The organism is Streptomyces albofaciens JCM 4342 (assembly GCF_008634025.1).
Taxonomy (GTDB): Bacteria; Actinomycetota; Actinomycetes; order Streptomycetales; family Streptomycetaceae; genus Streptomyces; species Streptomyces albofaciens.
Genome location: NZ_PDCM01000001.1, coordinates 817,718 through 841,469 on the forward strand (window position 1 = coordinate 817,718; position 23,752 = coordinate 841,469).

The following is a 23,752-nucleotide window of genomic DNA, read 5'->3' on the forward strand; positions in this document are numbered from 1 at the left end:
GGCGCCCCGCCGCCCGGGTCCGCCCCTCTCGTCAGGCGCTGAAGCGGCCGAAGGCGCCCCGGTGGAACAGCAGCGGTCCGGCCTGCGCGGCCTCCGGGTCCGTACCGAGCGCGGCCACCCGTCCCACGACGATGAGGTGGTCGCCGCCGGTGTGCACGGCCTGGACCGCGCAGTCGATCCAGGCGGGCACGCCCGCGAGGCGCGGCGAGCCGGTGACGGGGGCGGGCGCGTGGGCGACCCCCGCGAACTTGTCGGCGCCGCTGACGGCGAAGCCCCGGCACAGCGCCTCCTGGCCCGCCCCCAGGATGTTGACGCAGAAGACCCCGGCGCGGGCGATCCGCGGCCAGGTTGTGGACGTACGGGCCACCATGAACGTGACCAGCGGCGGGTCCAGGGACAGCGACGCGAAGGACTGGCAGGCGAAGCCGGCCGGGCCGGGCGCCGCGGCGGCGCCGGTCCCGGCCGTAGGGGGCGCGGGCGCGGTGATGACCGTGACGCCGCTGGCGAAGTGGCCGAGTACGGCGCGGAAGTCGGCCGGGTCGAGCGGGGCGCGCTCGCCCTCCCGTACGGCTCTGAGGGCGGGGCGCGGCTCCGCGACGGCGCGGGCGGCCGGGTCCGGCGCCGTCGCGGAGGTCGGCGCGCCCACCGACCGCAGATAGCGCACCGCGGTGGCTGCCATACCGGCGTGTCCCATCATGCCCCCATTGAACCTGATGGGCCGTCAGATTTGAAGGCGCGGGCAGTGCCGTCCCGGGCTCGTCCTGGCTCGCCCTTCCAGGGCTCACCGCCCCCGGTACGTGGGCCGGCGGCGCTCCACGAAGGCCGTGACCCCCTCCCGCGCGTCCGCCGTCGTCATGTTGATCTCCTGGGCCGCCGCCTCGGCCGCGAACGCCGTGCCCCGGTCCGCCTCCAGCGAGGCGTTGACCAGATGTTTCGTGAGGGCGAGGGCCCGGGTCGGGCCGGCGGCGAGCCGTTCCGCCCAGTCCCGCGCGGCCTTCTCCAGGCCCGCGTCCGGCACGACCCGGTTGACCAGCCCCATCCGCTCGGCGTCGGCCGCCGTGACGGCGTCGCCGAAGAACAGCAGTTCCTTCGCGCGCTGCGGTCCGACGAGCCGGGGCAGCAGGTACGCGCCGCCGCCGTCCGGTACGAGGCCGCGCCGCGCGAACACCTCGATGAACGTCGCGGACTCGGCCGCCACCACCAGGTCGCAGGCGAAGGCGAGGTGGGCGCCGAGACCGGCGGCGGTGCCGTTGACGGCGGCGAGGACCGGTTTCTCGCAGTCCAGCACGGCGGATACGAGGCGCTGGGCGCCGCGCCGGATCAGACGGGCCACGTCGCCCGCGACGCGCTCGGTCGGCTGTGCGGCGGCGGAGCCGGAGACATCGGCCGCCGCCCCGCCGCGCAGGTCGGCGCCCGCGCAGAATCCCTTGCCGGTGGCGGTGATGACGACGGCTCGCACGGCCGGGTCGGCGGACGCGTCGGAAAGTCTTGTGATGATGCGTTCGCGCTGGTCAGGGGTGATGGCGTTGAGGGCGGCGGGGCGGTTGAGGGTGATCCACAGCACGCCGTTGTCAGTGGTGTGGAGTATCAAGGAATCAGCGGCGCCGGGCCGGTCGGATGCGGTCCGGTCCGATGCCGTTCGGTCGGATGCGAGCCGGTCGGGTTCGGGGGAAACGGGGGCGGGTGACATGACGAAGCGGCTCCAGGCGGTGGTGGGGGCGGTCGTGCGGAAGGCGCGGGCCCAAACGTCCGTACGGAAGGCGCGGGCCCAACCGTCCGTACGGAAGGCGCGGGCCCGAGCGTCCGTATGGAAGGCGCGGGCGCGCCCGTCCGTACGGGAGGTGCCGGCCCGCCCGTCAGTGGCAGACGGCCAGCGCGTCGAGCGCGACCGCGCCCTGCCCGCGCGGCAGCACCATGAGCGGATTGATGTCCAACTCGGCCAGCTCGCCGCTAAGTTCCAGCGCCATGCGCTGCACCCGCAGCACGACTTCGACCAGCGCGTCCACGTCCGCGGGCGGCGCGCCGCGCACCCCGTCCAGCAGCGCGCGGCCCCGCAGCTCGCCGAGCATCGCGCGGGCCCGGTCCTCGCCGAAGGGCGGCACACCGACGGCGGTGTCCCGCAGCACCTCGACCAGCACCCCGCCCAGCCCGACGGTCACGGTCGGCCCGAAGAGCGCGTCCGGCGTGACGCCCACGACCATCTCCACACCCCGCTCGACCATCTGGCAGACGAGCACGCCGTCCAGTTCGATGCCCTCGTGGCGGGCGGTGTCGGTCAGCTCCCGGTAGGTGTCCCTGACCTGACTGGCGGAGGTCAGCCCGGTGCGCACGAGCCCGAGTTCCGTCTTGTGGGCCAGGTGCGGCGCGGACGCCTTCAGGACGACGGGGTAGCCGACCAGGCCCGCCGCGCGCACGGCCGCCGCCGCGCTGGTCACCAACTGCTCGCGCGGCACCCTGATCCCGTACGCGCGCAGCAGTTGCTTCGCCGCGTGCTCGCTGAGCTGCTGTCCCGGGCGCATCAGGTCCTGTGCCTTGCGCGCGGCGGGGGACGGGGTGCGCGGGGCGCCGTCGAAGGGGGAGCGGTAGGCGGCCGTGAAGCGGTGGTGTTCGAGGTGGGCGCGTACGGCCGTGACGCAGTTGGCGAACGTACGGAAGGTCGCCACCCGCCGCGACCCCAGCAGGGTGCGCCGATAGGCGTCCTCGGTGCCGACCGGCGAGCCCCAGACGACGCACACCAGCTTGTCCGTGGCCTCCGCCGCGTCCACGAGGTCCTGCGCCAGCTTGTCGCTCAGTGGCGGGAACGGGCCGGTGATCGGGCAGATCAGGACGCCGATCGACGGGTCCGCCAGGATCGCGTCTACGATCTTCCGGCCGCGCCGGTCGCCCACCGGGTGCCCGCCGCTGTCCACCGGGTTGGCGACGCTGAGGTAGTCCGGGATCCACTGGTGCAGCTCGTCCTGCTTCGCGCGGCCGAGCGTGGGCAGCCGCAGCCCGGCGGCCGTCGCCAGATCCGCGAAGTGGGCGCCGGTGCCCCCGGATATCGAATAGACGGCGACGCCGTCGGCGGTGGGCGTACGGGCGCGGGCGAGCAGGGCCGCGGTGTCCTGCAACTCGTCCAGCCCGTCCACCCGGATCACACCGAACTGCCGCATGGCCGCGTCCACCACCGCGTCGGCGCCGGTGAGCTTGCCGGTGTGCGAGGCGGCGGTCCGCGCCCCGGCCTCGGTGCGGCCGACCTTGACGGCGACCACCGGGACCTTGTTGCGGGCCGCGCGGTCGGCGGCGAGCAGGAAGCCGCGGCCGTCCTTGAAGCCTTCGACGTAGGCGGCGATGGCCCCGACCTCGGGACGGGAGGCGAAGTAGGAGAGGAAGTCGGCGGTCTCCAGATCGGCCTCGTTGCCGGTCGGTGCCCAGTGGGAAAGGCGGATGCCCAGCTCCTGGAGGGAGAAGACGGGACGGCCCTGGTGGCCTGACTGGGTGATCAGGGCGATGGCGGGACCGTCCAGGTCCTCGCGGAACGACTCGAAGGCGTTGAGGTTGGTGTTCGGGCCGAGCAGCCGGATGCCGGTACGGGCCACGGCCTCGGCGAGCCGGTCCTGGGCGGCCGCGCCGGCCGCCCCGGTCTCGGCGAAGCCGGAGGCGAAGGCCACCGCGAACCTGACCTTGGCCTCGGCCAGTTCCTCGATGACCGGCACCGGGTCCGCGACCAGCAGCACGGCGAGATCGACCTGTTCCGGCAGGTCGGAGACGGAGGTGTGACAGGGCAGGCCGAAGACGCGGTCCCGGCCCGGGTTGACCGGGTGGAGGCGGGCACCGACCCGCCCGGCCCACGCGATCAGCTGCCGGGTGATCTCGGCGTTGGGGCGGCCCTCGCTGTCGGAGGCGCCGACGACCGCCACCGCCCCGGGCCGGAAGAACCGGTCCAGGTCGGGCACGGGGGCGTACAGCGGGCGCCCGCTGACGTCCAGGTCGGGCTCCCTGCCGTCGGCGTGCGCGCCGTCGGCGGACGGGCGGCCGGTGTGCGGTACGGCCGTACCGTGCACGGTGTGCGGCGGTGTCGCCCCGCACGCCACCACGCGGGCCGGGCTGGAGTGAGTGGTGAGGCTGCCGTAGGTCGATCCAAGCATCGCTGACGCCCGCTCCCGTGTGACGAGTGCCGATTCGACTGACGTTCAGTCAGGTTAGGTCAACTGACGCCCCGTCAGGAATAGGCCGTACCGTCCTCGCCGCCGTGGGCGCCCGCCGCGGCGACGGCGCGGGCGATGCGCCGGGCGTCCAGGGCGAGTTCGCGGAACATGCCGCTGATCGGGTTCGTGTAGCCCGTGAAGTGCAGGCCGGGGGCGGACGGCAGGGTGCGGGCGCCGTGGACGCGTGGGCGGCCGCGCTCGTCGAGTAGGCCGAGGTGGCCGACCAGGTCGTCCAGGCCGCGCCGGTAGCCCGTGGCCGCGATGACGACCTCGGGTTCGATCGCGTCGCCGTCCGCGAGCCGTACGGTGCCGCCGTCGAAGGCCACGACCGCCGCCACCGGCCGTACCACCCCGCTCCGTACGGCGTCGATCAGCCCCACGTCCTGCACGGGGATCGCCCCCTCCAGCACCCGGCTGTAGAGCCCGGTGTCGGGCACCGGCAGGCCGTGCGCCGACAGGTCCGGTACGGACAGGCGGCGCATCACGCGGGCCGCCCGGTCCACCGCGCGCGGCGGCAGGCGGCGCACGAGGATGCCCGTCGCCTGGGCGGGCCACCCCGCCGTCGAGCGGCGCACGATGTGCGGTGGCGTGCGGACCGCCAGCCGCACCCGCGCCGCGCCGCCCTCCGCCAGGTCGACCGCGATCTCGGCCCCGGTGTTGCCGGTGCCGATCACCAGCACGTCCTTCCCCGCGTACGGGCGCGCGTCGCGGTAGTCGCCCGCGTGCAGCAGCTGGCCCGGGTAGCCGTCGCGGCCCGGCCAGTCGGGCAGATGCGGGGTGTGGTTGTAGCCGGTGGCGATCACGACCGTACGGGCGGCCGGCTCGCGCCCGCCGTTCGCGTGCAGGATCCAGCCACCGCCCGCCGCGCGGTCCACGCGCCGCACCTCGACGCCCGTGGCGACCTCCAGGCGGTGGTGTTCCGCGTACTGCTCCAGGTAGCGCACCACGTCGTCCCGGGCGACCCACCGCCCGTACCGGCGCGGAATCGGCAGGCCCGGCAGGCCGGAGAGGCGGCGCGTGGTGTGCAGTCGCAGACGGTCGTAGTGCCCGCGCCAGGAGGCGCCCACCGCGTCCGCCTTTTCGAGGACGACGGCGCGGATGCCGTGGGCGCCCAGCGCGGCGGCGGTGGCGAGCCCGCCCGGTCCGCCCCCGACGACGTACACGGGCGAAGCGGCGGCGGCCGGCGTGCTGGAGGCGGCAGAGCTGGGCGCGGGGGAACTGGAGGCGGAAGAACGGGGCGCAGGGGAGCTGGATGCAGAAGAGCTGGAGACGGAAGAGCTGGATGCGGAAGAGCTGGATGCGGAAGAGCTGGCGTGCGCTGCGGCGTCCGGCATGCCGGTGAGGGTAACCGCGGAGCGCCCGGGTGTCGCTGTACGCGGCCGGGTCCGGACCCGCCCCCTTGCGCTTCCCGGCCAACATTTGCTGGGCTGACGGTCAGTCAGGTAACGCGTACCGCAGTCAGGATGGATGCTTGCCGTGCAGCCGAAGACCACCGCCAGGTTCGACCTGCCCGAGACCGACGCCTTCAGCCGTGCCTACTGGGAGGCGGCGGCCGAAGGGCGCCTGCTGCTGCGCCGGTGCCGTGCCGACGGCTGCGGGGTGGCGCATCACTACCCGCGCGAGTTCTGCCCGCGTTGCTGGAGCGAAGACGTGACGTGGGAGGAGGCGAGCGGCCGGGCCACGCTCTACACCTGGTCGGTCGTGCACCGGAACGACCTGCCGCCGTTCGGCGAGCGCGTCCCGTACGTGGCCGCGGTCGTGGACCTGGCCGAAGGCCCCCGGATGATGACGGAGGTCGTCGGCTGCCCGGAGGGTGAGCTGCGCATAGGGATGGACCTCCGGGTGTGTTTCCGTACGGACGGAGAGACGGGGACGCGCACCGACGGGGCGCCGGAAGCGGGCGCACCGGCCCTCGCCGTCCCCGTCTTCCGGCCCGGTCCGACCTACTTGGACTCGACCCGGCCCAGCGGCTCGGACCCGGCCGCCAGCGCCTCGCACGCCGCCTCCCACGACGGGTCCCCGGGGTAGAGCTGGGACCGCAGGTACGCCCAGGTCAGCCGCTGGACGGCGGCCACCCGCCCGGGGTTCTCGTCGGTGGTCTCGGCGACGTCGTACCCGGAGATCCCGCCGAGGCCGTGCTCCGCGCCGAAGAGGGTGAGCAGGGACTTCGGGCCCGGGGCGAGGACGTACGGGTCGGCGTGCCAGTCCGGGCCGTTGACCGTGAGGTGCGCGGAGTCGTCCTGGTCGCCCGCGACCACGAGAGTGGGCGCGGCCATCTTGGAGAAGTCCGTGGTCGTGAAGAAGGGCCAGTTCTCGGCCACGGAGGGGGTGAGGGCGTCGCCGCCCCGGCCGGGCCCGGCGAGCAGGACGCCCGCCTTGATCCGGGGTTCGGTCAGGTCCGCTTCCGTACCGTCGTCCGGATCGGTGAGCCGCGCGCCCAGCAGCAGGCTCGCGGTGTGCCCGCCCATCGAGTGCCCGGCCACGGCGACCCGGCTCCGGTCCAGGCGTCCGGCCAGTTGCGGTACGGCGGCCTCGACCGCGTCGAGCTGGTCGAGTATGCGCGTCATGTCCTCGGCCCGCGACCGCCAGTACATCGGCGCCCCGGGTGTGTCGGCGGGCAGGGTCAGGGTGCGGGAGCTGAGGTGGGTGGGCTGGATGACGGCGAAGCCGTGGGCCGCCCAGAAGTTGGCGAGGGGCGCGTAGCCGTTCAGGGAGGAGAGGTGGTTCGAGTAGCCCTGCCCGTGTGAGAGGAGGAGGACCGGCAGGCTGTCCCCGGTCGCGGGGGCCATGGGCGCGGAGACCCGTATCTGGAGATCCACGGGCCGCCCGGGAGCGGGCAGCACCACCGGGCCGACCGAGAGGACCGGGGTGGGGGCCGAGGTGGGGACAGGGGCAGAGGCGGAAGCGGAGGTCGGTTCGCTCATGGTGCGCGGTTCCCTTCATGGCCGTACGCAAAACGGAACGTAGTTCCGGATGCAGGGGACGATACGGAACGGTGTTCCGTTTCGTCAATGAGTGCCCCGAAGAATTCGCTGGCCCGCCGCACCCGCCGCGCGCCATGCTGGCCCGCGTGCTGATCCGAGAAGCGACCGACGCCGACTGGCCCGCCATCTGGCCGTTCTTCCGCGCCATCGTGGCGGCGGGCGAGACGTACACCTATCCCCGTGACATGGACGAGCCGACGAGCCGGGAGATGTGGATGCTCGCCCCGCCGTCCCGCACGGTCGTGGCCGTGGACGACGACGGTACGGTCCTGGGCACGGCCAAGATGAACGCCAACCACATGGGCGCCGCCAGCCACATCGCGGGCGCCTCCTTCATGGTCGACCCGGCGCACGGCGGCCGCGGCGTGGGCCGCGCGCTCGGCGAGTACGTCGTGGACTGGGCCCGTACGGCCGGCTTCCGCGCCATGCAGTTCAACGCGGTCGTCGAGACCAACACGCGCGCCGTCGCCCTCTGGCGGTCCCTCGGCTTCGAGATCATGACGACGCTCCCCGAGGGCTTCCTGCACCCCACCAAGGGGTACGTCGGGCTGCACATCATGTACCGGCGGTTTTGAGCCGAGCCCGACAGAAGCGGTGCGGAAAATGTGGGGCGCCCGGGGGCGGTGCCGCCGCACGATGAGGGCATGGATGACACGACCTTGGTATCCCGCTTCCTCCGCGACGGCTTCGTGAAGCTGGAGGGCGCCGTCGCGCCGCGCGTGGCCGCCGACTGCGCGCGGCTGCTGTGGCGGGAGACGGGCTGCGACCCGGACGATCCGGCGACGTGGACGCAGCCCGTGCACTGGGTGCCGGGCATGGCGCAAGGACCGTTCGCCGCCGCACCCAACTCCCCGTCCCTGCACCGCGCGTTCGACCTGCTCGTCGGCGCGGGACGCTGGGAACCGCGCTACTCGCTGGGCACGTTCCCGCTGCGCTTTCCGCACGAGGAGGAGCCGGACGACGCGGGCTGGCACATCGAGGGCAGCTATCTGCCGGAGGGCGAGAGCTGGCCCTTCACCAATCTGCGCTCCCGGGGCCGGGCGCTGCTGATGCTGTTCCTGTTCAGCGAGGTCGGCGAGCGGGACGCCCCGACCCGTATCCGGGTCGGCTCGCACCTCGACGTGCCGAAGGTGCTGGAGCCGTACGGGGAGGACGGGGCGAGCGGGCTGGACCTCGCGCCTGATCTGGTGGCGGCGTCCGACCACCGGCCCCTCGCCCTCGCCACCGGGTCCCCGGGCGACGTCTTCCTGTGCCACCCGTTCCTGGTGCACGCGGCGCAGCCGCACCACGGGACACGGCCGCGCTTCATGGCCCAGCCGCCGCTGATGCCGGCCGCGCCGTACGAGCTGGAACGGGCCGACGGCGCGTACTCCCCGGTGGAGATCGCGATCCGCCGCGGCCTGGGGCGGGACGTGCCCGCCGGCGCTACGGCCAGAGAAGCTCGCGTGTCCAGCCGCCGCCCTGATCCTTCCGGTAGCTGATCCGTACGTGCCGTCGCCGCTCGTCGCCCTGGAAGAACTCGACCTCGTCGGGGTCCAGCACGTACAGCGTCCAGCTGGGCACCGGCGCGTCCGGCTCCCGCCGCGCGCGCTCCCACGCCGCTTCCGAGGCGCGTTCCAGCTCCGCGTACGTGGTGAGCACCTCGCTCTGATGGCCCACGAGGGCGGCGGCCAGGGCGCCCGTCGAGCGGCGGTGGAGGTCGGCCGCGCTCTCCTCCAGGCCCGCCTCGCCGACCCGCCCCCGGACGCGTACCTGGCGGCCGACCGCCGGCCAGTAGAAGCCGAGGGCGGCGCGCGGGCGGGCGGCGAGTTCGCGGCCCTTGCGGCTGTCGCGGTGGGTGGCGAAGTGCCAGCCGCGCGCGTCGGCGTCGTGGAGCATCACGGTACGTACGTTGGGATCACCGGACGCGTCCGCCGTCGCGAGCGTCATGGTGTGCGGCTCGGGTGCGCCCGCCTCCGCCGCCTCCCGCAGCCACTGCCGGAACAGGGGCAGCGGGTGCGCCGGGGCGTGCGCGGGGTCCGGGTCGATGGCGGGCAGCCCACAGTCCCAGACGCGCAGCGTGCGCAGGAGCGCGCGGAAGCGGTCGTCGGCGCCGGGGTCCGAAGGTTGGCTTTCAGCCGGGTGGTCCACCATGCCCGGCAGCCTAATCCGCACACGGTGCGTGAAGCGTCTGGTTCAGCCGTCGCCCCCGGCTGTCGGCTACGCGGACGGCGTCGGTCAGTGACTCGGTGAGCCGGTTGGTGATGAACAGCAGCTCTGTGGGGCTGAGCGGTTCGGGGCGGTTCAGACTCGCTCGCGAGTGGTCCAACACCTGGATCGCGGTGCACAGTTGCATCTCTTCCAGCTCGTCCGCGAAGTCGGACACGAGGCCACGGCCGTCCCCGATCACGTAACAGGGCTTGCCGTCCTGATTGGCCCAGGGGAGGAGGCGGGGCTCGTCGGGGTGGTCTTTCGTCGTCATGACAACAAGGGTCGGCTCGTGTGCGTAGCGTCACCAGATGGCAGCGGTCCACACCCGGTTTGTAGGGAGGAAGTCGATCATCGTGATGGAGCGTATTGAGCCGTCGGCCGCGCGTACACACGTCGGTGGGCTCATCAAGATCTGTCGGCAGCGGGTCGGTATGACGCAGAAGGTTCTGGCCAAGGAGACGCACGTCTCGGAATCGCTGGAGGGCGCGTACGAAAGGGGTGAGCGGATTCCGAGTGCGGGTTTCCTGATTGACGCGGATCGGCTCACGGTGGCCGACGGAACCCTGGAATCGTGTGTGGAGCTGATGGAACAGGAGCCGAGCCGGGCGCAATTCCTGGAGTGGCAATTGCTGGAGGCCGAAGCGCTCAGCATTGGTGGGTACCTGGCGATGGTGATCCCCGGTCTCCTGCAAACACCGGACTACATCCGCGCCCTTCACCGGTCGCGGGTCCCGGCGCTGCGTAGGGGAGACATCGACGAGCTGGCTCAGGAACGGCTGGAGCGCCAGGCAGTGCTGCTACGGGAGCCCGCGCCGACCGTGAGTTTTGTGATCGAGGAAGGGGTGCTCCACCGGCCGCTGGGCGGGGACGAGGTGCTGAAGGCGGCCCTGCTGCACGCGGCGGCCACTGCCCGCGAACTACCGCACGTAACGCTGCAAGTGATGCCTACCGTCACGCCTACGCACGCTGGGCTGACTGGTCCGCTGGAGTTGCTGTTCTCGCCGGATGGACGGGAGAGCATCTTCTTGGAAGGGCAGGACCGGAGTAGGTTGCTCACCAGGCCAGTTGAAGCCGCCCATCACAGGGAACGGTACGGGGCACTCCGCGCGGAGGCTCTGTCGCCAGGGAAGTCCCTGGAACTGATCGAAAAGGTAGCAGGTGAGCTATGAGCGCCGAATTGGCGTGGATCAAGAGCAGTTACAGCCTCAATGAAGGCGGTTCATGCGTCGAAGTAGCCCCGACCCCCACCACCATCCACATACGCGACTCCAAGAACAAACCCGGCCCGTCCCTCGCCGTACCCCCCACCGCCTGGGCGGAGTTCCTCCGCCTCATCGTCTGACGTGCTCGGTGGCGTACGTCATTTCCTGGGGCTGGACTCGACGTACTCGGTGACGCGTTCGTTCATGGCCTGTAGGCGCTCGTCCCACGAGAAGATGCGGCGCATGTCGTAGCCGCCCGCCTCGACCGGCTCCCAGGCGATCACGTCCCGGCCCGCCAGCTCCACCGACCGGACGCGGTTCGAGACGCCCAGGATCTGGGTGAGTACTCCGTCCTTGACGGTGAAGGCCCACAGGGACACCCAGCTGCCGCCCGTGTCGACGGCCAGCAGCAGGTCGTCCTTGCCGTCACCGTTCAGGTCCCGGTAGCGGGGGGCCTGTACGGCGCACGGCCGCTGCCCGATGGCGCGGCACTCCTTGATCTTCTTCGCCGTGTCGTCCGACGGGTCCATCGGCTCGGCCGCGCCGCGGGCGATGGTGAGCGGCGCGACCTGGTGGATGTCGCCGGACGGTACGCGCGGCAGCGCCCGCAGCGGCATCGGCCGGCCGGCGGAGTTGGGCGGGCCCAGGGGCTCGGGGGGCTTGCTGCCGGTCCACACCCGTTCGGGAGCGCTGGCCGCCGGGGTGCGTCCGGCGCTCTTCGGGTCGCCGGTCGCGGCGCAGCCGCCCAGCAGCACGGACGCGCATACGAGGGCGAGCGTCAGGGGCCGGCGCATCGGTGGGCCATTTCCGGTGGGTACGTCATTCCGGTCGGTACGTCATTTCCGTCGGGCCCGGCAGGGCGGGGGCGGGCAGGGCGAAGGCGGGCAAGGGCCACACCGCACATGATGTTGGCTGCCCGTTATCGCGGCAATTCGGTGCGAGGGTGACGTAACGACACGGCTCGGGGACCGGCCGGGCGGCGGGCGGGACGGCTGTGTGCGCTTGATGGTGGCTGCCCTTTGTTGCAGGGCCTCGGCGAAGACGTAACGGGGTGCCGTAGACGGGCGTGCAGTGGTGTTACGGAGGCTCCCGTAGGTTCCCGTAGACCCTGGCTCGGCCCCGGGCCCATGTAGGACACATTCCGTCCTGCATGGCGTCTAGCGTCGGAGGTACGGGTCAGCGCGGCCGGTCGGCCGCCCCGTACCGTGAGGAGCAGGTCATGAGCCGTGTCACCGGCAACCAGCCCGAGGGAACGCCCACCTGGATCGAGCTGACCGTGCCCGACCTGGACCGGGCCATGGACTTCTACGGAGCGCTGTTCGGCTGGACGTACGAGACGGAGGCGACAGGGACAGCGAAGGCGACAGGGACAGCGGAGACGACAGGAGCGGCGGAGACGACAGGGGCGGCGGAGGCGACAGGGGCCGCGGAGGGGACGGCGCACGGTCGGTACGCCGTCGGGCTGGTGGACGGGCGGCGCGCTGCGGGGCTCATGGAGCGGCCCGGCGCGACGGGCGGCGCGTGGCTCATGTACATGGCGACCGACGACTGCGACGGCGCGGCCAAGCGGATCGCGGACGCGGGCGGCCGGGTGCTGTGGGGGCCGGTGGAGATCCGGGACCATGGCCGGGCCGCGATCGCCGAGGACGCCGTGGGCGCGCAGTTCGGGCTGTGGCAGGGCCGCGCCCGCCTCGGCTGCGAGGTCGTCAACGAGCCCAACTCCCTCGTACGCAACGACCTGATCGCCCCGGACCCCGCCCCCGCCCGCGACTTCTACGCGGCCGTCTTCGGCTACACGCTGGACTCCAACCCCGATCTGCCGGACGTCGACTTCACCTTCCTGCGCCGGCCGGACGGGCACGAGATCGGCGGCATCATGGGGGATCCGTCCGCGGGGGCGGCGGGCTGGGGGACGCTCTTCGAGGTCGCGGACACGGACGCGGCGGTGGCGCGGGCGGTCGCGGCCGGTGGTACGGCGGGCGAGCCGGAGGACAACGTCTACGTGCGGCAGGCGCGGATCACCGACCCGTTCGGCACCGAGTTCGTGATCGGGGCGCGGCCGAAGGCGTGAGTCCGTGACGCGCGCCCCCACACGCCCCGCGCAGTCCACCTCGCGCTACGCCAGTATCTCGCGCGTCCACGCTGTCAGGCCCGCGACGAAGCCCTCGCGGTCGCGCGGCGACAGGGTGTCGAGGGCGCGCAGCAGCGGCTCGGAGCGGGTGGCGATGAAACGCTCGATCGCGGGGCGGTAGTCGGCGGACAGGGAGACGAGGACCCGGCGGCGGTTGGCCGGGTCCTCGTTGCGTTCCACGATGCCGGCCCGGTTCAGGGCGCCGACCAGCTCGGACGCGGTCGGCAGGGAGACCCGCAGGCGCCGGGCCAGCTCGCCGACGGTCAGCTCGCCCGCGAGGAGCTGCGGCAGCACCGCTCCGTGGCGCGGGGTGAGGCGGTGCGCCTTCATCGTGCCGAGCAGCGGCTCGGGCATGGCGCCCTCGACGAGCCCCTTGCGGAAGTACGGGGCGAGCAGCGGAATCAGGCCGACGACCGCTACGTCGGCGGGGGCCGGTACGCGGAGGGAGCTGCCGTCGGGCTGTACGCCGGCCCGCGTATCGGCCTGTATGTCGGCCTGCGTACCGGCCTGTTCGGTGGGGTGCCCGGCGGGGTGCCCGGCGTTTTCGGCCCGAGGAGCGTGCGGCATACTGCGAGTCTAGATGGTTTGGGTTTCCAAACTGTTGGGATCGCGACCTCCGGAAGGAGCAGGCGCATGCCGTCGATCAGCTATCACGACGCGGTCAACGAAGCCCTGGAGCGTATGGACGACCTGGGGTACGAACGGGGCACCGGGGTGGACCTGGCCAATCACGGACCGATGGGCGCCGAGGCCCTGGCGGTGCTCGGATACGAGGGCGAGGTGGCCGGGTGGGTGGAGCGCTACCGGGTCGCGATGCCCCACCACGAGCCGCCCGCCGCCCGTTTCCCGCTCGACCCCGGCGACGAGAGTTCCTGGCGGCCGGCGCTCGGCGCGTTCGACCGGGCCGGTGACTGGGAGCGGCTGTTCCTGCGGGAACTGGCCGGTGCCCCGTGGCGCGATGTGCTCGCCCGCTGGTGGCCGCGCCTGCTGCCGGGGCTCTTCGCGGGGCTGACGCACGGGCTGATCCGTACGGCGCATGCGGTACGCGCCCTGTACGGAGCGGCCGACGGCGAGCCGACACAGTTCCAGCTCACCGAGCTGGCGCGCGGGTTGGCGTACTGGGCGGCCCGCTACACGGCCCTCCCCGGGCAGGCGCGGCTGCGCGGCTCGTACGACCTGGCGGGGGCGATCGCGGCGCTGCCGCGCGTACCGGGTGACGGCGGGCCGATGCATCCGGGCGTCGCGCGCGACCGGCTGGCGCGCCTCGCCGACCTGCCGGGCTACGGCGAGGCGCTGGACGCGCTGGCCGTCGAGCACGCGCCGTACCTGCTGAGCGAGATGACGGCCCAGTTCTCCGACGTGTACCTGAGCCACGACGAGGTCTTTCCGGTGCCGCTGATCCACGGCGTCACCGCGCCCGCCGCCGCACGGCTCGTGCTGCCGCACCTGCCCGCCGACCAGTACGAACCGACGCTGGCCGCGCTGTGGCAGGTCCACACGGCGCTGCTGCTCGCCTTCACGACGAGCCGGCGCGGGGAGGGGACGGGGGCCTGGCGGAGCGAACTGTCCGCCGAAACGTCCGCCGTAACGCCCGCCGAAACGTCCGCCGAACTGTCCGACGGACTGCCGTCGTTGGATGAACTGGACGCGCGGGCCGTGGAGCACGGGGACGAGCACGTCCTGAAGTTCACCGAGGCGTGCCGCCGGGAGTACGCGCTGCGGCCCGATCCGCGGTTCCGGGCGGCGGTGGCGGTGGCGCAGCGGCGGATCGCGCCGCTGGGGAAGTGAGGCGGGGCGGGACGACCGGGCGGCCGGTCGTCCCGCCGTAGCCGTAGGGGATCAGCCGCGCTCGGTGGCGGCCGTACGGCGACGGCCGGCGAGCACCAGGCCCGCACCGGCGGCGACCGCGACGGCGGCGCCGCCGACGGCCCACGGGGTGGCGGGGCTGACACCGGTGGCGGCCAGGGAGGCGCCGCCGGACGTGGACTTCACGGCGTTGCCGGACACGGTGACCGAGGAGGTGGTGCCGTGCTCGCCGCCGGTACGGACGTCAGCGGCGGGCGTGACGTCCTTGCCGTCCGTGCCCGAGCCGCCCTTGCCGTCCGTGCCCGAGCCGCCCTTGCCGCCGTCCTCGGCGGCCTTCTCCTCGGTGGCCTCGTCCTTGGCCGCCTTGTCCTTCTCCGCCTTCTTCGCCTTCTCGGCCTTGTCCTTGGCGGCCTTCTCCTCTTCGGCCTTCTTCTTGTCGGCCTCGTCCTTGGCGCGGGCCTCGTACTGGCCCGCGTCGAGGAAGCGCTGGATGGCGTCGTCGCCTTCCTGGATCGCCTTGTGGGCGGCCTCCTGCACCGCGGGGCCGCCGATGCTGGAGATCTGCACCGCGAGGGTCCGATTGTCCCCCATCTGAGCCAGGCGGTACCCCGTTTCCAGGTAGTACACGCGGTCCTGCGGGGTGCCGTCCATCGCCTTGTCCACGGCCTCGCGGACGTTCCGGCCGACGTGCTTGCCGGACAGGGTCCGGATGACCGCCACGCGGTTGTCCTCGTCGCGCGCCCGGTACAGCCCCGTCTCCAGGAACCGGCGCACGTCCTCCGCCGTGCCGTTCAGCGCCTTCTCGGCCTCCCGGCGCACCCCGCGGCCGGAGTTCTTGTCGGAGGCGATCTGCGAGACCTTGATCCGGTCCTCCAGCTCGGACCGGGCCTGCTGCTTCGCGGCCTCGTCCGGCTTCGCCTCCGAGCCCTGGTCCGGCGCCGACTTGGCCGCGGGCGGCGCCTCGGCGGCGACCGCGGGGGACGAGAAAAGGACGGCCGGCGCGACGGCGGCGGCCGCGAGGAAGGCCGTGAAACGGGCCTGCTTCTTCATACGCTCACACTCGATTTTCCATGAATGCCCAAAAACGGCCTTAAGCGTACGGTGAGACGATCTCACCCGTACTGTCGGGGCATGGAAAGTCCGCGATGCGTACGTGCCGAACTGCCCCTGGGCGGCCGCCGTCTCTCCTATCTGGACTTCGGCCCCGCCACCGGAAAACCCCTACTCGCCCTGCACGGGCATTTCTCCGAAGGCCGCGAGTTCACCGCGCTGGCCGCCGAACTCGCCCCGGAATGGCGGGTGATCGCTCCCGACCAGCGTGGCCACGGCGAGTCGGGCCGCGCCCCGGACTACTCCCGTGAGGGCTATGTCGCCGACGCCGTGGCCCTGCTCGACCACCTCGGCCTGCCGTCCGCCGTCGTGCTCGGCCACTCCATGGGCGGCAAGAACGCGTACCACCTGGCCGCCCGGCACCCCGGCCGGATACGCGCCCTCGTCAACGTGGACGACCCGGTCGTCATCACGGACACCGGCCCGAGCGGCATCTCCTTCTGCCTCGACTGGCCGCGGCAGGCGCCGACCAGGCAGGCGCTGCTCGACGGGCTCGGCGAGGCGGCGCCGATCGCCGGGAAATGGCCGCGGCAACAGCCGGACGGCAGCTGGCGGTTGCCGTTCGTCCCGGAGGACGTCGTCGCGTCCGATCTCGCCGTACGGGGGAATCACTGGGCGGTCTGGCTGGGCAGCGACTGCCCGGCCCTGCTTGTCCACGGCCGTACGAGTTTCCTGCTGTCCCCGGAGCTGGCCCGCGAAATGGCCGAACGCCGACCGCATACCCGCCGGGTCGAATTGGACGCCGGGCACTTCATCCCGAGCGAGGATCCGGACGGGCTGGCCGCGGCCGTACGGGAATTCCTCGCCACCCTCTGACAACCGGACCGGAGGGACCCTTCACGTGGCCCATAGTGGACAACCGGGGGCATATCTCCGTAGGGTAAAGAAATGGCAAACTTCGTTGAATGCATAACCGACCCGTCCCGCGCCGGTGAGCTGTGGTGCGGCGAGCGCACCGTCGCGGTCTTCGCCGCGCGCCCGCAGGGAGCCGTCGAAGGCTCCGTCGCGTTGCTCGACCTGGGCGCGCCCGATGCCGGGCTGCGCTTCGTCGCCGTACTCGACTGCGCGGAGGACGAGCTGCTGGTCCCGCTGCTGCGGGAGGCGGCGGACGCGGTCCGCCGGGCGGGCGGTACGGCGCTGCGGTGGATCACGGAGGAGGCCACCAGTCCCGGCAAGGCCGCGGTGGAGCTGAACGCCATGGAGAGCGGCGAGGTCTACCGCTGGTGGCGGCGCGACCTGCCGGCCGGCGTCCCCGTGGGAGACGCGGCGGTACGGCGGCTCCCCGCCGAGGAAGGGGACGAGGATGTGGCGTTCCGCATCGGCACGGACGAGGCCTGGTACGGCGTCGAGCTGACCGACACCCGCGCCCGCCTCGTCCACAACCGCGAAGCCGACAGCAACGCCGACGCGCTCACCGCCCTCACCGCCGCGGCGCTGCACACCCTCGACACGGACCACCCCGGCCTGCGCGCGGCCGAGGTCAACGCGGCCCCCGAGGACGAAGCACTCCACGCCGCCCTCCAGAGGCTGGGCTTCACCCCGACGACCGAACGCGCCGTGGAATACACGCTTCCGCTCGCGTAGCCGGGCCGGTACGAGCCCCTTCGGTCCGCTTCACGACACGGTGCGGCCCTGCGTACCGAGGTGCCCGTAGAGGTGCGGTTCGACGACGGTGGACAGGCCGTTGAGCAGCAGTTGCGCACTGCCGCGGAGGTGGGCGATGTCCTGTCCGCCGCCCGCGGTCGTGACGAGGAAGGCGTACTGCTCGGTCCACTCCAGGCGGCACCCGCCGGGCCGCTCGGCGAGCTCGACCGTGGTCAGGGAGACCCAGCGGCGGACGTGGTTCACGTACGTCTCGTAGACGTGCACGATGCGTGTGCCGGGGACGATGTCGAGGAAGCGGGACCGGTACTCCAGGTGCTCCTCGACGCCCGAGACCCCGGTCGTGGCGCGCGCCAGTTCGCTGCCGCCGACACGGAAGTCCAGCTCATGGTGCACGTCCTCGCGCCTGGCCGGCATGCGGAACCACCGGGTGCGCAGGGCCGGTTCGGCGAAGGCCGCGAAGACCCGGGCGGGCGGCACCGAGAAGTCCCGCGACAGGGAGAACGAGCCGTGCACGGCGCGTTGCCGCGCCGTGCCGGCGGAGGAAGGGTGCACATCGCTGCCTTGATCCACATACCCGGAGTCCATGCGCCGAGCCTACGGCCACGCGCCTGCGGCCTCCGGCGCGCCGGCCGGCCCCGGACGTGCCGGATGTTAGCGAGACGTTAGCCGCACGGCGGTGGTTCATCAGCGGGACCCGACAGCCTTGTTCCCACGAGCCGGAAACACCACTCGGTGACCCGGAAAGGCCAGGAAGCACCACTCGCAGAACGGGGAAGAACATGTCGCAGCGCACCACCCTCCACCACGTCCGCAAGGCCGCCGCCGCCCTGGTGATCGCCGCCGCCGCGTTCGGCCTCACCGCCTGCCAGGACGGTGCCGGAGTGAAGTCCGCGCCGTCCACCTCGGCCGCCGCGAGTGGTCAGCAGTCACCCGAGGCCACGGTCCAGCAGCCGCAGGGCTCGGGGAAGAGCGCCCCGTCGGGCACCCCGAAGAAGACCGGCGAGAAGTGCACGGACCGGATCGACTACGCGGGCGACCCGCGCTCCAACGCCGAGATCAACTCCATCGGCGCGGACACCGGCCGCTGCCCGGCGCCGAAGAAGGCGGCACCGGACTCGAAGGACCGGGCCACGCCGTCCGGCACCCCGAAGGAAGCGGGCAAGAGCTGCACGAACCAGATCGACTACGCGGGCGACCCGCGCTCCAACGCAGTGATCAACTCCATCGGCGAGAAGACCGGCTACTGCCCGCCGGTGCAGAAGTAGCGGAAGCAGCAGAAGCACCACAAGTAGCGGAAGCCGCAGAAGCAGGAGAGGCAGCAGAAGCGGCGGAGGCAGCGGAAGCAGTGGAAGCAGCAGACGTAGCGAAAGCAGCAGACGTAGCGAAAGCAGCAGAAGCAGCAGAAGCAGTCGGCACCCGCTGAGTCCTCGGGGGCACCCTTACCCCCGCCCCAGCACCAGCGTCCCCGACGAGCAGAACCACCCGCCCGTCCCCGAAGCCACGGCGAGTTCGGGCAGGCGGCCGTGCGCGCGGCGCACCTGGCGGCCGGGGCCCGCTTCGCCGCGTAGCTGGCGCGTCGCCTCGACCAGCAGGAACAGGCCGCGCATGCCGGGGTGGCAGGCGGACAGGCCGCCGCCGTCCGTGTTGACGGGCAGATCGCCGTCCCGTAGGAGGCGTCCCTTGGTGACGAACGGGCCGCCTTCGCCCTTCGCGCAGAAGCCGAGGTCTTCCAGGGTCACGAGGGTCATGTAGGTGAAGGCGTCGTAGATCTCGGCCACGTCGATCTCTTCGGGGCGGACCCCGGCCCGCCCGAAGGCGAGGCGGCCGGAGACGGCGGCGGGGGAGACGGTGAAGTCGTCCCACTCGGACATCGTGGCGTGCGATACGGCGGTGCCCGTGCCCAGTACCCAGACCGGCGGTCCGGCCAGGTCGCGTACGTATTCCCCGGCGACGAGCAGGACCGCGCAGCCGCCGTCGGAGCGGACGCAGCAGTGCAGCTTGGTGAAGGGGTCGGCGATCACCGGTCCGGACAGGACCTCGTCGGCCGTGATGGGCGTGCGGTACATGGCGTCCGGGTTGGCGGCCGCGTTCGCCCGCGCCTGGACGGCGATCTCTGCCAGCTGGCCCAGTGTGGTGCCGTACTGGTGCATGTGGCGGCGGGCGGCCATCGCGTACTTGGAGATGAGCGTGTGGCCGTACGGCACTTCGTACTGGAGCGGGCCCCGGGCGCCGAAGGAGAGGTTGGCCGTACGGCGGCGGGCCTTGAGGTCCGCGCGCGCTGTCGACCCGTACACCAGGAGGACCGCGCGCGCCTGCCCGGCCGCGATCGCGTCGGCAGCGTGCGCGGCCATCACCTCCCACGTGGCGCCGCCCACCGAGGTGGAGTCCACCCAGGTGGGGCGCAGCCCCAGGTACTCGGCCACCTCCACGGGCGCGAGCGTGCCGAGCCCGGCCGAGGCGAAACCGTCGACCAGCGAGCGGTCCAGTCCCGCGTCGGCCAGCGCGCGGCGGGCGGCCTGGGCGTGCAGGGCGTACGGGGTGGCGTCGTCCACGCGTCCGCAGTCGGAGAGGGCGACACCGGCTATGGCGACCTTGCGGGGGGAGGTGCTGCTGGGTCCTGGGATTCCTGACAGCATGAAGCTGACGGTATATCAGTTTCGGCTGTCGGCAACAGGCGTGTTGGGGGTGGGCTTTCGCCGCGCGGGTACCTAATATGACGGGTCGTCAGGTAACGGTGGTGACGGCCGGGAGGAGCCCGCCGATGGATGCCGCGTTCACCGAGGAGCAGCACGAGATCCGCCGTACGCTGCGGGAACTGCTCCAGAAGCGCTGCGGCCCCGACGAGGTCAAGGCCGCCGTCCGCACCCCCGAGGGATACGACCCGGGCCTGTGGCGGCAGCTCGCGCAGCAGCTCGGACTGCCGGGGCTGGCCCTGCCCACCGCCTACGGCGGAGTCGGCTGCGGGCCCACCGAACTCGCTCTGGCCTGCGAGGAGACCGGGCGGGTGCTGCTCCCCTCGCCACTGCTGCCCACCGCCCTCCTCGTCGCGCCGCTCGTGCTGGCGCTGGGGACGGAGCGGCAGCGTGCGGAGCTGCTGCCCGCGCTCGCGGCGGGCGAGCTGACCGGCGCGCTCGCCGTACCGGGTGACCGGCTGGCCACCGCACTCGCGCTGACCGGCCGTAATGACGGGGACTGGGCGGGCGGCGGCCGGGCCGGTGGCGTCCAGGCGCGGCGGTGCGGGACGGAGCCGGGCGGGGCGGAGGGGGAGTGGCGGCTGTACGGGGAGGCCGCGCAGGTGCTGGGCGGGCACGGTGCGGATGTGCTCCTGGTGACCGCGCACGCGGGAGGCTACGCGCGCAGTCGCACGCTGCTCTTCGTGGTGCCCGGTGACGCGCCCGGCCTCGTACGGACCCGGCAGACCGCGATGGACGAGACCCGGCCGTCGGCGCGTGTCCAACTGCGCGATGTGAGCGCCGCGTTGCTTGGGGCGGAGGAGGAGCCGGGAGCGGTCGTGTCCGCTCTGGCGCGGGTGGGGGCCGGTGCGGCGGCGGCTCTGGCGGCCGAGGCGGTGGGGGCGGCGGACGCGGCGCTCGGGCGGACCGTCGAGTACGTACGGGAGCGGGAGCAGTTCGGGCGGCCCATCGGGTCGTTCCAGGCCGTTCAGCACCGGCTGGCGGACCTGTATGTACGGGTACAGGCCGCCCGGTCCGCCGCCTACTACGCGGCGTGGTCGGTGGGCGCACCGGCACAGGCCGCCGATCCCGGCGCTCCGGGCCTCGCGCTCGCGCACGCGCTGGAGACGCTGCGCGCGGTGGCCGGGGACGCCATCCAGCTGCACGGCGGCATCGGCTTCACCTGGGAACACGACGCCCACCTCACCTTCAAGCGCGCCGCCTGCGACGAACTGCTGCTGGGGCCCGTGCACCGGCTGCGGGCACACGCCGCCGAGGCGGCGGGCCTCTTCGGGGCCGGCGGGCGGGCGGCGGTTCCGGCGTGAGGGCGGCCGGGCGGGGAAGGGTGTCCGTACGGGCGAGGGAGGCCGGTGACGTGCGAGGACTCGGCAGGCGGCTGGTGCAGAAGGCATCGGCGACGCGGGCGTTCGCGCGGGTGGCGCCGTACGTCGTGCCCGCGCTGGACCGTACGGTGCACCGGCTCACCGGCGGCAAGGTGCTGCCGAGCGCGCGGATGCTGCCCGGGGCGGTCCTGACGGTGACGGGCGCCCGGACCGGGCTGCCACGGCGTACGCCACTGGCGTGCCTGCCGGAGGAGTCCGGCACCTGGCTGCTGGTCGGCAGCAACTTCGGCCGTACCGGACACCCGGCCTGGACGGCCAATCTGCTGAAGCACCCGGCGGCCGAGATCAGTTGGCGGGGCCGGGACATTCCCGTACGGGCGCGGCTGCTGAGCGGGGACGAGCGGGCGCGGGCGTGGGCGGCGGTGCGGGAGATCTGGCCGCCGTACGCCGCGTACCAGGCGCGGGTCACGCGGGAGATCCGGATCTTCCGGCTGGAGGCACGGCCGTGAACGCGTACAGCGGGTGCCGGCCGCCCCGGAAGGCGGTCAACACCCGCTGCACCGGACAGCCATGGCAGGACGAGCGCGAACGCAGAAGAGTGTTCCGTGAGCCGGGTTCCGTGAATTCCCCGAGTTGGCCGGGATTCCCGGAATTCCGCGAATCCCCGTAATGTCGCCCGGGGCGGATCGAACGGGACCGGGCCGGGCAGGCCTATTTCGCGGGCTTCTTCCCGGTGACACCGAGATGGACCAGCAGGGCCAGGTTCGGCTTCAGTTCCTGCTGCTTGACACCCCAGCTCGTGAATCCCTTCTGATGGGCGGCGACCGCCGCCAGCATGGCGACGATCGAACCGGCCATCGCGGCCGCGCTGACGTCCTTGTCGACCTTGTTCTTGGACTGGAGTTCCTTGATGGAATCCGTAAGGGAGTTGGTGACGGCATTGAGGATCTTCATGCGGATCTTGTAGAACCGCTTGTCGCCCTCGGCGGCACCGAGGTCGACGACGCGCAGGATCGCGTCGTTCTGCCGCCAGAAGGAGAGGAATCCCTCGACGAGTTCCTCGGCCGCCTGCCGGCCGGACCTGCCCGCCCAGGAGCGTCCGGCCACCAGATCGGTCAGGCTCGCGCCCTCCTTGGCCATCTCCTCGGCGATTTCCAGTACCGCGCCCTCGACATCGGGGAAGTACTGGTAGAACGTCGCGGGCGAAGTGCCCGCTTTGCGGGCCACATCGATGACCTTGACGTCTCTGTACGGGGACGAACTGAGCATGTCGCTGAGGCAGTCGAGCAGCTTCTGCCGGGTCGCCTGTCCGCGGCGCCCGGCGACTCTGCCGTCGACGGTTCGTACTTGTCCTGTCATGCCGTCAGCTTACCGAGGGGTGATCGGAGCGCGATTTGGCTGCCTGCAAATGGGGATGCGGGAGTTCGGCCGTATCGGTACCGGCCGTTCCCCGGCCCACGGCGTCACCGGAGGCCCGCGACGGCGCCGGGGGCGGCTTGGCCCGAACAAGTGAATCGTCTTATCAACAGGCTGTGGACAACTTATCCGAACCGGTGGACGAGGTTCCGGCTGCCGTACGACGGCCGGTGGACGGCTGATTGTCGGACGCCGAGAAGTGTCCGGTAATGAGCGTGATCGCAGAGAATTGGCAAAATGTTCGATTGCTGTCCGGGCGCAATGCTTGATCCAGGGCTACTTTGTTCCCATGACTGCATTCGCGGCGGGCGCGCCCTGCTGGGCGGACGTCATGCTGCCCGACCTGGAAGCGGGCAAGCGATTCTACGGCGAGCTGTTCGGCTGGACGTTCTCCGAGGGCTCCGCCGAGCACGGCGGCTACACCGACGCGTACCGGGACGGCCGGGCCGCCGCCGGCCTGATGCCCAAGCGGGACGGCCGGATGCCCACCGCGTGGAACATCTACTTCGCGACCCCGGACGCCGCCAGGACCAGCGCGAAGATCCTGGAAGCGGGCGGCCGGATCGTCTCGGAGGCCGTGCCCGTCGGCGACTTGGGCACCATGCTGGTCGCCGCCGACCCCACGGGCGCGGTCTTCAGCGTCTGGCAGGCGGGCAGCCACCCCGGCTTCGAGGTCACGGGCGAGCCCGGCGCGTACGTATGGACGGGCCTGAGCACCCGCGACCCGCAGGGCGCCGACGCCTTCTACGGCGCGGTCTTCGGCTTCGAGAGCGTGGCCGGCAGCCCCGCGTCGGACGAGCGGTTCCGGCCCTGGCGGCTCGCCGGGCAGCAGGCGGAGATCGGCGGCCGGACCCTCATGGACGACCGGTTCCCGGCCGAGATGCCGCCGCACTTCACCGTGTGCTTCCTCGTCGCCGGGATGGACGACGCCGTACGGACCGCCGGCCGGCTCGGCGGCCGGGCCGTGGCGGAGCCGGTCACTACTCCAGGCGGGCTCTTCGCGGTGCTCGCGGACAACCAGGGAGCCGCGTTCGGCGTCCTGTCCCCTGAATAGACAACCGGCCCGTGCTGCACGGGCATCCCGCACAGCACCCCGGGCCGGTACC

Annotated in this window: 26 protein-coding genes and 1 pseudogene; 14 read left to right on the forward strand and 13 right to left on the reverse strand. The window is 72.6% G+C overall.

Features of this window, described 5'->3' with window-relative positions:
* Window positions 1-31 precede the first annotated feature (31 nt).
* From CP973_RS03895 to CP973_RS03910, 4 genes are all read right to left on the reverse strand, one after another.
* Window positions 32-679: a flavin reductase family protein gene (locus CP973_RS03895; protein ID WP_150237544.1), complete on the reverse strand. Its 648-nt coding sequence runs from the start codon at window positions 677-679 to the stop codon at window positions 32-34.
* Between the two features lie 102 nt (window positions 680-781).
* Window positions 782-1,591, reverse strand: a complete 810-nt coding sequence (locus tag CP973_RS03900; RefSeq protein WP_150237546.1) for an enoyl-CoA hydratase/isomerase family protein — start codon at window positions 1,589-1,591, stop codon at window positions 782-784.
* A 265-nt stretch (window positions 1,592-1,856) separates the two neighbouring features.
* Window positions 1,857-4,127: an acetate--CoA ligase family protein gene (locus tag CP973_RS03905; protein WP_150237548.1), complete on the reverse strand. Its 2,271-nt coding sequence runs from the start codon at window positions 4,125-4,127 to the stop codon at window positions 1,857-1,859.
* 74 nt (window positions 4,128-4,201) lie between these two features.
* Window positions 4,202-5,350, reverse strand: coding sequence for a flavin-containing monooxygenase (locus CP973_RS03910; RefSeq protein ID WP_150237550.1), 1,149 nt, complete (start codon window positions 5,348-5,350; stop codon window positions 4,202-4,204).
* A gap of 22 nt (window positions 5,351-5,372) precedes the next feature.
* Between CP973_RS03910 and CP973_RS03915 the strand changes: the two genes are divergently transcribed.
* A complete protein-coding gene (locus tag CP973_RS03915; RefSeq protein WP_150237552.1) occupies window positions 5,373-5,618 on the forward strand; it encodes a hypothetical protein in 246 nt (81 codons plus the stop codon).
* Window positions 5,619-5,654: 36 nt separating this feature from the next.
* Window positions 5,655-6,122: pseudogene (locus CP973_RS03920) on the forward strand (Zn-ribbon domain-containing OB-fold protein); the annotation flags it as partial.
* An 8-nt stretch (window positions 6,123-6,130) separates the two neighbouring features.
* On the opposite strand, the gene CP973_RS03925 reads toward CP973_RS03920, so the two are convergent.
* Window positions 6,131-7,111, reverse strand: a complete 981-nt coding sequence (locus CP973_RS03925) for an alpha/beta hydrolase family protein (protein WP_150237556.1) — start codon at window positions 7,109-7,111, stop codon at window positions 6,131-6,133.
* Window positions 7,112-7,245: 134 nt separating this feature from the next.
* On the opposite strand from CP973_RS03925, the gene CP973_RS03930 reads away from it, so the two are divergent.
* Window positions 7,246-7,746, forward strand: coding sequence for a GNAT family N-acetyltransferase (locus CP973_RS03930; RefSeq protein ID WP_150243097.1), 501 nt, complete (start codon window positions 7,246-7,248; stop codon window positions 7,744-7,746).
* Between the two features lie 69 nt (window positions 7,747-7,815).
* Window positions 7,816-8,652 (forward strand): phytanoyl-CoA dioxygenase family protein, encoded by an 837-nt coding sequence (locus CP973_RS03935; RefSeq protein ID WP_244409262.1) that lies wholly within the window; start codon window positions 7,816-7,818, stop codon window positions 8,650-8,652.
* Here the strand turns inward: CP973_RS03935 and CP973_RS03940 are convergent.
* Both CP973_RS03940 and CP973_RS03945 read right to left on the reverse strand, forming a co-directional pair.
* Window positions 8,597-9,304, reverse strand: a complete 708-nt coding sequence (locus CP973_RS03940) for a pyridoxine/pyridoxamine 5'-phosphate oxidase (RefSeq protein ID WP_150237558.1) — start codon at window positions 9,302-9,304, stop codon at window positions 8,597-8,599. The genes CP973_RS03935 and CP973_RS03940 overlap by 56 nt on opposite strands.
* Before the next feature lie 10 nt (window positions 9,305-9,314).
* Window positions 9,315-9,632, reverse strand: coding sequence for a hypothetical protein (locus CP973_RS03945; RefSeq protein WP_150237559.1), 318 nt, complete (start codon window positions 9,630-9,632; stop codon window positions 9,315-9,317).
* A gap of 37 nt (window positions 9,633-9,669) precedes the next feature.
* Between CP973_RS03945 and CP973_RS03950 the strand changes: the two genes are divergently transcribed.
* Both CP973_RS03950 and CP973_RS03955 read left to right on the forward strand, forming a co-directional pair.
* Window positions 9,670-10,530: a helix-turn-helix domain-containing protein gene (locus tag CP973_RS03950; RefSeq protein WP_244409263.1), complete on the forward strand. Its 861-nt coding sequence runs from the start codon at window positions 9,670-9,672 to the stop codon at window positions 10,528-10,530.
* Window positions 10,527-10,703, forward strand: a complete 177-nt coding sequence (locus CP973_RS03955; RefSeq protein WP_150237561.1) for a DUF397 domain-containing protein — start codon at window positions 10,527-10,529, stop codon at window positions 10,701-10,703. Before CP973_RS03950 ends, CP973_RS03955 begins: the two co-directional genes overlap by 4 nt.
* A gap of 18 nt (window positions 10,704-10,721) precedes the next feature.
* Here CP973_RS03955 and CP973_RS03960 read toward each other — a convergent pair whose 3' ends face one another.
* Window positions 10,722-11,357 carry a hypothetical protein gene (locus CP973_RS03960; RefSeq protein ID WP_150237563.1) on the reverse strand — a complete coding sequence of 212 codons (636 nt, stop codon included), beginning with the start codon at window positions 11,355-11,357 and terminating at the stop codon, window positions 10,722-10,724.
* 425 nt (window positions 11,358-11,782) lie between these two features.
* Between CP973_RS03960 and CP973_RS03965 the strand changes: the two genes are divergently transcribed.
* On the forward strand, window positions 11,783-12,634 hold the full coding sequence (locus CP973_RS03965; RefSeq protein WP_150237565.1) for a VOC family protein: 852 nt from the start codon (window positions 11,783-11,785) through the stop codon (window positions 12,632-12,634).
* 45 nt (window positions 12,635-12,679) lie between these two features.
* Here the strand turns inward: CP973_RS03965 and CP973_RS03970 are convergent, their stop codons facing one another.
* The gene (locus CP973_RS03970) at window positions 12,680-13,261 is read right to left on the reverse strand and encodes a MarR family winged helix-turn-helix transcriptional regulator (protein ID WP_244409264.1); all 582 of its coding nucleotides are present in this window, start codon (window positions 13,259-13,261) and stop codon (window positions 12,680-12,682) included.
* 66 nt (window positions 13,262-13,327) lie between these two features.
* Between CP973_RS03970 and CP973_RS03975 the strand changes: the two genes are divergently transcribed.
* Window positions 13,328-14,482: a questin oxidase family protein gene (locus CP973_RS03975; RefSeq protein WP_150237567.1), complete on the forward strand. Its 1,155-nt coding sequence runs from the start codon at window positions 13,328-13,330 to the stop codon at window positions 14,480-14,482.
* Between the two features lie 51 nt (window positions 14,483-14,533).
* Here the strand turns inward: CP973_RS03975 and CP973_RS03980 are convergent, their stop codons facing one another.
* Window positions 14,534-15,550, reverse strand: coding sequence for an ALF repeat-containing protein (locus CP973_RS03980; protein ID WP_150237569.1), 1,017 nt, complete (start codon window positions 15,548-15,550; stop codon window positions 14,534-14,536).
* 81 nt (window positions 15,551-15,631) lie between these two features.
* On the opposite strand from CP973_RS03980, the gene CP973_RS03985 reads away from it, so the two are divergent.
* Both CP973_RS03985 and CP973_RS03990 read left to right on the forward strand, forming a co-directional pair.
* Complete coding sequence (locus CP973_RS03985; RefSeq protein WP_150237571.1) at window positions 15,632-16,426, forward strand: alpha/beta fold hydrolase; 795 nt, start codon at window positions 15,632-15,634, stop codon at window positions 16,424-16,426.
* A 72-nt stretch (window positions 16,427-16,498) separates the two neighbouring features.
* Window positions 16,499-17,194, forward strand: coding sequence for a hypothetical protein (locus CP973_RS03990; protein ID WP_150237573.1), 696 nt, complete (start codon window positions 16,499-16,501; stop codon window positions 17,192-17,194).
* A gap of 30 nt (window positions 17,195-17,224) precedes the next feature.
* Here the strand turns inward: CP973_RS03990 and CP973_RS03995 are convergent, their stop codons facing one another.
* Entirely contained in the window at window positions 17,225-17,800 is a 576-nt protein-coding gene (locus CP973_RS03995) for an SRPBCC domain-containing protein (protein WP_244409265.1), read from the reverse strand.
* 194 nt (window positions 17,801-17,994) lie between these two features.
* On the opposite strand from CP973_RS03995, the gene CP973_RS04000 reads away from it, so the two are divergent.
* Complete coding sequence (locus CP973_RS04000) at window positions 17,995-18,480, forward strand: hypothetical protein (protein WP_150237575.1); 486 nt, start codon at window positions 17,995-17,997, stop codon at window positions 18,478-18,480.
* Window positions 18,481-18,654: 174 nt separating this feature from the next.
* Here the strand turns inward: CP973_RS04000 and CP973_RS04005 are convergent, their stop codons facing one another.
* Window positions 18,655-19,851, reverse strand: a complete 1,197-nt coding sequence (locus tag CP973_RS04005; RefSeq protein ID WP_150237577.1) for a thiolase C-terminal domain-containing protein — start codon at window positions 19,849-19,851, stop codon at window positions 18,655-18,657.
* A gap of 125 nt (window positions 19,852-19,976) precedes the next feature.
* On the opposite strand from CP973_RS04005, the gene CP973_RS04010 reads away from it, so the two are divergent.
* Together CP973_RS04010 and CP973_RS04015 are read left to right on the forward strand one after the other, a co-directional pair.
* The gene (locus CP973_RS04010) at window positions 19,977-21,212 is read left to right on the forward strand and encodes an acyl-CoA dehydrogenase family protein (RefSeq protein ID WP_150237579.1); all 1,236 of its coding nucleotides are present in this window, start codon (window positions 19,977-19,979) and stop codon (window positions 21,210-21,212) included.
* 50 nt (window positions 21,213-21,262) lie between these two features.
* Window positions 21,263-21,739 carry a nitroreductase family deazaflavin-dependent oxidoreductase gene (locus CP973_RS04015; RefSeq protein ID WP_150237581.1) on the forward strand — a complete coding sequence of 159 codons (477 nt, stop codon included), beginning with the start codon at window positions 21,263-21,265 and terminating at the stop codon, window positions 21,737-21,739.
* Between the two features lie 202 nt (window positions 21,740-21,941).
* Here CP973_RS04015 and CP973_RS04020 read toward each other — a convergent pair whose 3' ends face one another.
* Window positions 21,942-22,589, reverse strand: coding sequence for a TetR family transcriptional regulator (locus CP973_RS04020; RefSeq protein WP_150237583.1), 648 nt, complete (start codon window positions 22,587-22,589; stop codon window positions 21,942-21,944).
* A gap of 346 nt (window positions 22,590-22,935) precedes the next feature.
* On the opposite strand from CP973_RS04020, the gene CP973_RS04025 reads away from it, so the two are divergent.
* Window positions 22,936-23,700, forward strand: coding sequence for a VOC family protein (locus CP973_RS04025; RefSeq protein WP_244409266.1), 765 nt, complete (start codon window positions 22,936-22,938; stop codon window positions 23,698-23,700).
* The last annotated feature ends 52 nt before the right edge of the window (window positions 23,701-23,752 follow it).